The organism is Exiguobacterium sp. s192, assembly GCF_018618795.1.
Lineage (GTDB): Bacteria > Bacillota > Bacilli > Exiguobacteriales > Exiguobacteriaceae > Exiguobacterium_A > Exiguobacterium_A undae.
On the sequence record NZ_JACSMS010000022.1, the window covers coordinates 1 to 9,998 of the forward strand.

A 9,998-nucleotide genomic window follows, 5' to 3' on the forward strand; every position below is an offset into this window, starting at 1 on the left:
GGTGCGTCTGTTCATGAATAGTTCTCCCGTCTAAATTGAATAGGTACAGTATATCGATTTCTTTAAACACAAAAAACCCCGAATGGGGTCTTTTATCAAGTGTCCACCATTCAGGGTTCAGTTCACACATCATTTAAAAGGGGTATCCAGTTATGGCCATGCACAGCATATCTACAAACAAATCTAATATTCATCACATTATAGAAGAAGAGCTAAATGGCTCATCCATCGAAAATGTAATTCAACAGTTTGGCATCACTACTGATGTCCTGTCCTTAGTCAAGTTTGAAGATTATAGAAAAGAGGACGGATACACAATCCAAGACACACTTGCTTCATGTATTATTTCTCCAAACGATGATCAGGTAGATGTAGTTTCAGCGATTTGTTTTTATACTGAAGCAATAAGCGATAAAATAAATGTCTACTTTTCTAAAATATCTGACGTATACATGCATCAGAAGATGGTTCATATTTTTATTCAGTTTATAATCATGCATGAATTGGTACATGTTCAACAAATTCAGAACGGTTTGACACTTGCTGAGTATCGTTCAACGAGGTATCGCGATAATCCTCATGAACAGCACGCAAATATAGAAGCCCAACGTATCCTTTCACAGGAATGCAATTTCCAATCAAAGGTCGTTGATTTAATTGTGACCAACACATCAATTACTAATCCAGTCCATTATGAATTAAGAGAATTATATACGATCGATCGATAAACGTTATTGATTCAAGAAACTATTGATGATACGGCGTATAAAAAGATACCTAACAGTGAAACGTCACTTCGAATTCTAATTTTTTTATTATTTCCAGACTGCTTAAAATAAGATGCTCATTACGAAGGAGATACACCATGAAAAGAGATGTTTATTTTACTTTGAACTCAATAGCTCCCCAACGCGGAGGATTGTCCAAAGCGGTATTGAAGCGGGCCAATGCTATCGTATCAGCTGAACCAGATCGAAAAGTCACTATCGTCACTTTAGGTGCCCAAACACAAATTGATACCATTAGAGGACAGATGGTGAAGCTGGGACTCATCGATAAGCGCGTACATGTCGTCGGTCTCATCAATCATCTATCTCAAAAAATATCGGTGCGACATCCTAGTAAGTCTGAACTACTAAAAACGTGGAAAGAAAATTATTCCTTGTTTTTAGACACGAGCCGCTCGAGCAACGATTCTTTCCGAATGTTTGATAACGGTGTTTACACACAATATATTCGATTTGATTCAAAAGACCGTCTAGTATTCATCGATCATTTCTCTGAAAATCGTCATCGTACACGCCGTGATGAGTACCTAGAGAACGGACAACTTTTCCAAAGAATTCATTACTCTCTTACAACGAGCAAACCTGTTTCTCGCGAATTCTTTCACGGTGACGGAACGTGTTATCTAACCCTTTGGCATAAAATGAACTCGAATGACTGGAGTCATTTATTTTATTTAGAGAAAAATCAAGAACAACAATTCAACGATCCAGCGAAATTTTACACGTTCGCTTTTGAAAATCTACTTCAAGAGTCTACCTCTGTTCTATTATTCTCCGAGTTCAGAGATCGTCTCGCGAACTTGCCTAAAAAGAATTTAGATTCTGTGGTATTAGACGTACAGCATCCAAACATACGAAAGGCTGCCTTTGGACATAGTAACCATTTCGTCGCACCGTTTGATGAAACTGCAACTGTCAGCGGTGTATGGAACGCTTTGTTCGAGCGGATCGATGAATGGGATAAGGTCATCACGGCAACAGAACGACAAAAGCAACACATGATTGATACTTTTGGACATCCTTCTACTTTTCATGCGATTGCGCACGGGATAACAACAAATTCAGCTATGGCTACCACTGCTTTTCCAGAAGTGAACCCCAACCGTTTTATTGTTGTCTCGCGTATTCAAATCAAGAAAGACGTTGCAGAAAGTGTACGTGCTATGCGACATATTGTTGATCAAAATCCAGAAGCCTTTTTAGATTTTTATGGATTTGGATACAATGATCAACTGGAGAAGGACCTTCATGCTCTGATTGAAGAATTGTCTCTCACAAACCACATCCACTTCAAAGGCTTCGTGACAGATATTCGACAGGCTTACGAAGGAGCGGTCGCTACATTGTTCACGTCAAGATCAGAAGGATTCGGAATGGCGATCTTAGAAAGTATGAGTTATGGCGTACCCGTTGTCTCTTATGATATTTGTTATGGTCCAGCAGAGATTATCGATGATTCAGTCACAGGATTTTTAGTACCTAAGAATGAAACTAAAAAATTCGCTGAAGCAGCCACTTTGCTGATGAAGAATCCACATCTACGTTATTATATGGGCAAAAAAGCCTCTTCGTCTGTCGATCGTTTTTCGGATACGATTTTCCAACAAAAGTGGGTACAACTTCTCGATGAATTAGATCGACCTATTAAGTAACTGGAATCATGCGGTTATGTAGTTGAATGATCAAAATGACCTTCTTCGTATATTTTACGGAAAAGGTCATTTTTGATACGATATGTACTACAACATTGAAATGTTAAGAGCTTTATTTTTTATCAAAAATTAGGCGAGAATACGCCCACTTCTAAACGAAGTGAAAGTGGGAGATGAATCGCCAACCTCCCTTTCGGGTATATGCCCTTTGAGGGAGGTGAAGCATGATGTTAAAGCACAAGGCCTACAAATTCAGAATCTACCCGACGAAAGAGCAGGAAATACTGATCGCGAAGACGATCGGGTGCTCGCGCTTCGTCTACAACCACTTCCTGGCGAAGTGGGAGGAAACGTACAACACCACTGGGAAAGGACTGTCCTACGGTTCTTGTTCTAAAGAGCTTCCTTTGTTGAAGCAAGAGTTCGACTGGTTGAGGGAAGTCGATAGCACATCTGTTCAGATCAGCGTCAAACACCTTGCCGATGCGTTTGACCGCTTCTTCAACAAGCAGAACGAACGCCCTCGATTTAAGTCGAAGCGCCATCCCGTCCAGTCGTACAAGACCAACATACAGGGCAAATCTCAACTTCCGGAAGTCTCGATCGTCGGAAACAAGCTCAAACTTCCAAAGCTGAAATGGGTTCGTTTCGCCCATTCGAAGCAGGTCGAAGGCCGTATCTTGAACGCCACGATCCAACGTAACGCTTCAGGCAAATACTTCGTCTCCCTGCTCATCGAGCAGGAGATTCACGAACTGCCGAAGACCGGTTCATCCGTCGGCGTCGACGTCGGACTCAAAAACTTTGCCATCCTGTCGGATGGTACGATCTACCAAAACGACCGTTACTTCCGAAAACTTGAGAAGAAACTGGTGCGCGAACAGCGTAAGCTCTCCCGCCGTCAACGCATCGCCCTGAACAGGAAAGTCAAGCTGTCTGGGTCGAGGAACTATCAGAAGCAGAAGCGGAAGGTCGCCCGCATCCACGAGAAGATTGCCAACAAGCGCACTGACTTCCTGCACAAGGTATCGACCGAGATCGTCCAAAAACACGACGTCATCGGCATCGAGACCTTGCAGGTGAAGAACATGCAGAAGAACCGCAAGTGGAGCAAGGCCATCTCGGACGTCAGATGGTCGGAATTCTTCCGCATGTTGGAATACAAGGCGGACTGGTACGGGAAGATTGTCGTGAAGGTCGGCAAGACCTTTGCTTCGAGCCAACTGTGCTCGAGTTGCGGTCATCAACACAAAGACGTGAAACATCTCGGCTTGCGAGAATGGACATGCCCGAATTGCGGGATCCACCACGACCGGGATGTGAACGCAGGACTGAATCTCAAACGAGAAGCGGAACGTATCTTAGCTTCTTCAACCGTCGGGACGACGGGGTTAGCCTGATCATTTTTCGACCGATAGGTCGGATCACTCAGGAATCCTCCACCTCTTAGCGTAGCGTAGGTGGAGGTAGTTCAATTGTTGAGCTCAGAACAATATCGTGAAATTACAATACAGAAAGGACTTTGTCTCATGAAGGTCAATGCAATTTCAAAACAAAAACTCGTACAGCTCATTCAAGGATTATCCCGAGTACGAAAACAACCAATAACTGTACAACGTTATGAGAAAATTGCCAACCAGCTTTCTTATCCTTCATTGCTTGAAATTGAAAAATTGTTTGGATCATGGAATGCATTATTGAAAGAAGCCGGATTAGCAAATGCACAACAACTAGCTAGTCTAAAATTCTCATCTTCTCGACCAAAAACAAGAACAAAATCAATTTGGTCTGCTGCTCAGAGTTTTTCTTTTTATAAAGACCAAAAAGGATCACACGTGTCGATTAAAGAGTACGCCGAACTAAGAAATCGACATCCTGAAATGATGAGCCCAAGTACCATTTGCAATCATTTCGGTAAATGGAAAGAAGCAGTTACACATCATGGATTATCTTCTACGAGACAGTATACGCTGGAAGAATGTTTTCAAGCTTTACAGCAGGCATCGGAAGAATGCGACACTAGGTTTAATAGTGCTCAATATCTAAAATGGACCAACGGTAAAAAAGTACCTTCCCTAGGTACAATCGTGAGTCGCTTTTCTAATTGGAGTTCTGCCCAGAACGCATTAAAAGAATGGCAAAATCAAAACTGATTATAATTTCAAAATTGTTCTATATAGTACAGTCATATTAAGCACATACTAATTCATCAAGGAGCATGACTTTTAAATGGGAAAAACTTCTTTAGTAAAAAAAAATTATCAGCTTGTTGCTGCCCTTCATGAAGACTTGAGAAGATACTTAACCCCTCAAGATATCGTCGCAGTCATTTTATCTGTTATGACCGTTAAATTTTATGATCTTCGTACTTCAAAGAGCGACACAACACTACAACATATCGCCTCTAAGTCATACGTCGAACAGAAGGTAGCTTTACTAGATACTTTTAAAATGATTGAAAAGCAGTACCCTTCTCTAACTTCTGCCTACGATAGTCTCGACATTGATTGGAATTCCTTAGATGACACAGTTCTTTCGAGTGTAATTAAACAAATTGACCAGATGGATCCAGCATCATTTCCGAGTATTCTAGAAGAACTGTTTCAACATGAAATCCATCTTCCTGGTACTAGCCCTTTGGAAATCTCCACTCCTTTAGTATTGAAAAAAATTATGACACGACTGTTAGGCGCAGAGAAAGATCATATAATTTACGATGGTACAGCAGGATTTGCTGGGAACTTACGTACACTACTGGAATCTATCTCATTTCCTATTACAGTATACGCACAGGAAATCGATTCTAAGGTTGGAGCGTTAGGAAAGCTAGGACTGTTCTTTTATGAGTATGCTACTGTGCATTTTCAAATAGAAGATACTTTGCTTGCACCAGCCTTTTCAGAAGATGAAAAGCTGATGCGCTTCGATCGAATTATCATGACACCACCATTTAACCAAAAGATGATGAAGTCTAGTTCCGTTGCTTTAGCAAAGGATCCTTATGATAGATTTATATATGGAAATGTACCAAGAACAAGTTCAGACTTGGCTTTTATCCAACATGTCATTTCTTCATTGAACCCTCGAGGAAAAGCTGTAATGTTGGTACCAATCGGTGCCTTATACAGAGGTGGGAAAGAGCAAGAAATACGTGACCAATTCATCGCAGAAGATTTGATTGAACGCGTTATCTTATTCCCCGCCAACATTATGCATAATACGAGCGTACCTGTTTGCATCGTTGTATTTAACAAGGATAAAAAAGAAGAAAATCGAAATAAAATTCAATTCGTTAATGCCAGTGATCTTGTAAAGTCACACTATTCACAGGCGAGCGAAATGGACACGGACATTGAACGATTGCTTCCACTCATCTTCACACTAGAAGATTATGCGCAGCAATCGGAATGGGTTCACCGTTCTCAAATTTTGAATGGAAACTTGGTTCCCACTAAATACTTGGATAGTCACATGATCCAAGTAGAAGATAAAATGTTTCAAGTATTCCCTTCTGCGTTAAAGAATCAAAAGCAGCTTCCTCTTCATCAACTAGGTCATGTATTCAACGGGTTGAATGCTAACTCTAGAAATACAGCTGAGGCATTAAATAAAGAAGGATCTTATCAACTTGTTCAGCTAAGAGATATTGAAAACAATTCAATTCAGATGAACACTTTAAGATCTATCGATATCCTTCAGAAAAGTATCGAGCGTTACATTTTACAAGAAGGCGATTTTATCGTGAACTCTAGAGGATTACCTACACGTATGGCGGTGGTACCGAAACATGAAGGAACGCTCATTCTTTCTCAAAACTTCATCGGCTTTCGTCCACTGACCTCGCAAATGGACTCTAATTTCCTGAAATTTTATTTAGAAAGTCCCATTGGTCAATACTACTTACAACGTGCCTTATCTACCAATACGACTGTCATCTTATTACCAAAGCCCTTTAGTGAGGTCCTCTGTCCGGTTCCACCTCTCGATGTGCAGAGGCAGTTCAGTGCGGACTACGAAGAAGCCATCGAGCAATATCAAAAGAAAGTCAGAGCTGCTGAAAGAGAACTGATACGTGCTCAAACCAATTTTTATAAACGTCTTGATATTCTAAAGGCATTTAAAACGGATAATTGATTTTGATTTAATAAAGTTAAAATTGATTAGTATTAGTAGAAGTAGATATTTTTCTATCCTTACCAAAACAAAAAAATTAAAGAATGCTCATCTTCATTTTGTTTTAAGAAGATTTTCATACTTTTACAAACGAACCATTATATAGATCTATTTACGGGAGGTGCAGTGCTTTGACACTTATAAAACAAATGCTAAAAGTGATTCGGTTTAGTAATAGTGTTTTACCAAAAAAGAAGAAAAATATGTCACGTCGCGCCAAGTTTAAACAAAGCTTGCAGCTCGACTCAACATTCCAAGAACAGACCCTTACAGGTCATCTGTCCGATTCAGCGGTGACGGTCGAATCGTTACTGATTCGTGACAGCCTGATGAATCAGGTCATCGAATTACCGAATACCACCGGGACAGGCAGTCCACACTTTTCCTTTTCGTTGCCGCACGACATTCTTCCTACGCTCGTCGACCGTGTTTTAGAAAACAACCGTCTTTCTGAACAGGAACAACCTGCGCTTGCCGAGGCCGCTGAAGATGCACTCGAGACACTCGAATCCGGTGACGAGGACGAACTGGAAGCTGTATTGCCGTCCGGACGATTTTCGCTCTGGCTCAAATTCTCAAAAGACGTCGCTGATTTCCAACCGACGACGCTCGAAAAATGGGAAGCAAACGGCTTACCGAGTCGCGCGACGATTACAGATGATCGGTTCACACGGGAGATCATCTTCGGTCGGTTTGCGGAAACACGGATTCCCGCTCCCCTGAAGCCGTTAATCGATTCAAATTTTGAACACAAGGCTCATCTCTATACGGATCTAAAAGGCAATCTGCGGATTTTGTTAAATAAAGAACCTAAAGTCAAACCGAAGATGCAAATTGATTTGATTGATTGTCCTACAGCCGACCAAACGGAAATCAAAGGGAAAATCTTTACCCGGCATGCGTTCATTGAAAAAGGAACGTTACAACTCGTCCACCGGGAAACGGGTGAGCAGATTCCCGTGCCGATTGATTGGGTGTACGACAATGCCCGAAGTGCCGACAAATTTGGTCTCTACCGGTATACGTACCGGACCGTCATCGACTGGACCCGTTTGCACCGCGAACATCAGGTCCTGCAGGAAGGAATCTATGACGCGTTTGTCGCGCTTAAGTATTATCACCGCGCGGAATCGACATTGCTTCGTCTCGGACGGGCGCGTTACATCACACGTCAATTGACGCCGGAGACACGGGGTCAGGGCGAAGCGACGACGATGCATATCATCCCGTACTTCACGGTGGGGCATCGGAATCTTTCGTTTGAAATGACTGAATTCACCAATGATAATTATACGTATTTGAATCATATGATGCGTTTTGCGCCTCTCTATCGTTTGTTTGCCGAAAAGAATACCTGGCTCGTCGGAGAACGTCCTTATAAAGCACAAGACAACGGGTATCATTTCTTCAAATACATGCGTGAGACCTATCCGGACCGCCCGGTCTATTACGTCATCGATCCCGATTCGAACGAATACGAGCAAGTCGAACAACTTGGTCACGCGTTACCGTTCAAGTCCAAGGAACACATCTATCATGCCTTGATGGCGAAAAAAGTCATCGGGACACATCATGCGGAATACCTGTATCCCTTAAAATCCGAACCGTTTAAACGGAAGATGAAGGCGGATCGGATTTTCATTCAACATGGTGTCCTCGGTACCAAAAACATGGATGACCAGTACGGAAAATTTGCACCGGCCTTTGATACGGATTTATTTCTCGTCAGTTCAGAACGGGAAAAACGTCTGGTGACACAAGACATGGGCTACCCGGAACGCGAAGTCCGGATTACCGGTCTGTCCCGTTTTGATGCCTTGCTTCGAAAAGATGTCGAGGTCAAACGCCAGATGTTGATCATCCCGACATGGCGTTCATGGTTACAGACTCCACTCCAGTTCTTCGAGTCGGAATATTATCAACAGTATCAAACCCTACTTTCGAGCGAACGGCTGCATCAGTTTGCGAAAGCCCATCAGCTGGAAATCGTCTTCTGCCTGCATCCGAACATGCAGCAGTACACGAGCCACTTTGAAGACTTGCCGATTACGGTCATTCATCAAGGGGAACGCGATGTACAAGGTTTAATGAAAGAAAGCCTGCTTCTTGTGACCGATTATTCGAGCGTCGCGTTCGACTTCAGTTTCTTGAATCGTCCGGTTCATTACTTCCAGTTCGACCCGATCCGGTTCATCGGACCAAAAGGTTCTTATCTCGATCTGGAACAGGAATTGCCGGGCCGGATTTCATCAACGCTTGATGAACTGTTTGAAGATCTTGAGGCAACCGCCGCCCGTTCATTTGCGATGGCACCTGAATATCAGGCACGTGCTGCAGCCTTCTTGCAACCGGTCGAATCGTCGTACTCGGAAAAAATTCTGCAGACAATCATCGATTATAAAAAGAAACGGAGTTGGATTGAACAGATTCAGACAGCGGAAGCGGCCAACATTCTTTTCCGCCTGTATCGCCGGAGCCGGTTCTACTTCCCATCGATGAAATTTGCCTACCGGTTGATGCAACGATTGCCGGTTGACCCGAAACTCGTCGTCTTTGAGAGCGGACTCGGTAAACAATACTCCGACAGTCCACGCTATATCTATGAGGAACTGAAACGCCGGAATCTCGACTATAAAGTCGTCTGGGTTTATCATAAACGGCTTTATCTCGGGGACCCGAACGCCAAGGTCATCAAGCGGTTGTCACCGGCCTACTTCTATTACCTGGCGACGGCGAAGTTCTGGGTCAATAACCAAAACTTCCCGCATTACTTCCGACGCCGTGAAGAAACGACGTACATCCAGACCTGGCACGGAACACCGCTGAAGAAGATGTTGTTTGACTTGGATGAGATTCATGGACGAGACGAGGGGTATGTCGAACGGGTGACAAACTCGATCAAACAGTGGAGTGTCCTCTTGTCACCAAGTGCGTATGCGTCGACCATCTTCAAAAGTGCCTTCCGGTACGAGGGACCGATTTTCGAATCGGGTTATCCCCGGAATGATCTGTTCTTCTCGAACAATCAGCCGAAGACCATCGAGACGATCCGAACGAAACTGCAACTGTCGGATGACAAAAAGGTCATCTTATACGCGCCGACCTTCCGTGATCACCAGTCGCTCGGCAACGGAAAATTCTTCTTTGATTATCCGTTTGATTTCGACCGCGTCGCGGAAGCGCTCGGAGACGAATATGTCTTCTTGATCCGGACACACGTCCTCGTGACGAAGAAGCCGAGCATTCCGGCTGAACATTGCGAACGCTTCATCGATGTCACCAGTTATCCGGATATTCAGGAACTGTACTTGATCACGGATCTGTTGATTACGGATTATTCGTCCGTCTTCTTTGATTTCGCGAACATGAACCGTCCGATGTTCTT

Annotated in this window: 6 protein-coding genes; all 6 read left to right on the forward strand. The window is 43.2% G+C overall.

Annotated elements, in window-relative coordinates:
* The first annotated feature begins 152 nt into the window (after nucleotides 1-152).
* A complete protein-coding gene (locus KNP87_RS17030; RefSeq protein ID WP_214722369.1) occupies nucleotides 153-728 on the forward strand; it encodes a hypothetical protein in 576 nt (191 codons plus the stop codon).
* Between the two features lie 137 nt (nucleotides 729-865).
* Nucleotides 866-2,440, forward strand: a complete 1,575-nt coding sequence (locus KNP87_RS17035; protein ID WP_214722370.1) for a glycosyltransferase — start codon at nucleotides 866-868, stop codon at nucleotides 2,438-2,440.
* A 227-nt stretch (nucleotides 2,441-2,667) separates the two neighbouring features.
* Nucleotides 2,668-3,840, forward strand: coding sequence for an IS200/IS605 family element RNA-guided endonuclease TnpB (gene tnpB / locus KNP87_RS17040; RefSeq protein ID WP_214722374.1), 1,173 nt, complete (start codon nucleotides 2,668-2,670; stop codon nucleotides 3,838-3,840).
* Nucleotides 3,841-3,969: 129 nt separating this feature from the next.
* Complete coding sequence (locus KNP87_RS17045) at nucleotides 3,970-4,593, forward strand: hypothetical protein (protein WP_214722371.1); 624 nt, start codon at nucleotides 3,970-3,972, stop codon at nucleotides 4,591-4,593.
* A gap of 76 nt (nucleotides 4,594-4,669) precedes the next feature.
* Nucleotides 4,670-6,574: an N-6 DNA methylase gene (locus KNP87_RS17050; RefSeq protein WP_214722372.1), complete on the forward strand. Its 1,905-nt coding sequence runs from the start codon at nucleotides 4,670-4,672 to the stop codon at nucleotides 6,572-6,574.
* 242 nt (nucleotides 6,575-6,816) lie between these two features.
* The coding region (locus KNP87_RS17055; protein ID WP_251135672.1) for a CDP-glycerol glycerophosphotransferase family protein at nucleotides 6,817-9,998 on the forward strand (3,182 nt) is incomplete at its 3' end.